At 70.2% G+C, this 1,433-nt stretch carries 1 protein-coding gene; it reads right to left on the reverse strand.

The genetic code is table 11. The features are described from left to right. A partial coding sequence (locus HWE17_RS28430) for a type VI secretion system Vgr family protein (RefSeq protein ID WP_176391114.1) occupies positions 1 to 1,433 on the reverse strand: 1,433 nt, incomplete at both ends.

Raw genomic sequence — 1,433 nt, forward strand, 5'->3', positions numbered from 1 at the left:
CCGCCCGCCGTCGACAGGCGGATGCTTTTCGCCGCCGCCCAGTCGATGTGCGCGGCGGCGCTGACGATATTGACTTCCTCGCGCGCCTGCACGTTGAGCACGTCGGCCTGCGCCTGCAGGTCGATGGCTTGTTTGGCGGCAATCAGTTGCAAGCCGATATTGTTCTCGCCCGCCTTGACGACGCCGGCCAGCGCGCCGATGGCCTGGCCGCTGTGCACGCGCAACTGGCCGCCACCGACGAACTGGGTGTCCTGGCCGCTCATCAGGGAGGTGGTTTCGCCATTGACCAGCTGGATATCCTGGCCCGCCAGCACGCCCAGGCCGGCGCGGGCGGCGATGGCGATGATGGCGTCGCTGCTGTGCGGCAGCTTGTCGTCGCCGGGACTGGTCGGCTTGCCCGCTGCGTCGCGCCTGGCGGCGGCCGTATTTTCCTGGCTCAGCATGCCGGAAACGCTGGTCAGGAACGCCGGCAAGGGCGCCGCCTTTTCGTCGAGCACGCTGGCATTCGCCTTGGCCGGGCCCAGGTGGCTGGCATACGCGACCGTCTTGTGCGTGACGGCGGCGGCGCTGAAGGTTTCACCCAGCTTGGCGGCCTGCTTGAGCAAGACCATGCCGGGCGCATTGTCGCCGGCCGGATCGCGCGCCTGCGCGTCGTGGTTGACGAGGTAGCTGGAAATGAGCAGGCCGGCGCCGGCCCGCACGGCGCCGTAAGCGTCGGTGCGCAGCTCGGCGCCCGTGCCGCGCAGGCTGCCCCGGTAATTGTCGGCCGCATGGATCAGGTGGCCAAGATTGAGTTCGCTTGCCGCATGGCTGCTCTTGAGCTGGATGCGCCCTTGCTGGTCGGTATCGTCGAACAGCAACTGGTTGTAGCCAGAGCCGGAGCCGGCGGCGCCGAATTCCTTGCTGCGGATGCCCCATTGCGCCGCGCCGTTGCGGTGGCCCGCGCTGCCGCCAGCCGCGCCATGCCAGAGCGGACTGTTGCCGCCAGCCACGTTGCCCTGCGCCGACGGCGCATGGTCGCGCGCCGGCTCGAAGAGGCTGGCGTCCGCGGGCTTGTCCGTGATGCCGCCCGGCGTGGGCGCGACGCCGCCCTCGCCTTGCCCGTTGTACAGGGCGCCGACGATGACGGGCCGGTCGATATCGTTTTCCAGAAATTGCACCAGCACTTCCTGGCCGATGCGCGGCAGGAACTGGCTGCCCATGCCGCCGCCGGCCGAGCGCTGCGCCACGCGCACCCAGCAGGTGGCGCTGCCGTCAAGTTGCCAGTGGAAACGGATGCGCACCCGGCCCAGCTTGTCGCAATGGATCTCGCTGCCGCCGCTGGCGCTGGTGCCGCCGTCGGCGCCGACGACGATGGCGCTCTGGCTGCCGCAGGCCGTCGGTTTCGGGTGGTGGCGCGCGTCGCCGCCGTCATGCACGGGGCGCCATGGCGT

This window comes from Janthinobacterium sp. BJB401, from assembly GCF_013372745.1.
In the GTDB taxonomy this organism is placed as follows: Bacteria; Pseudomonadota; Gammaproteobacteria; order Burkholderiales; family Burkholderiaceae_D; genus Janthinobacterium; species Janthinobacterium rivuli.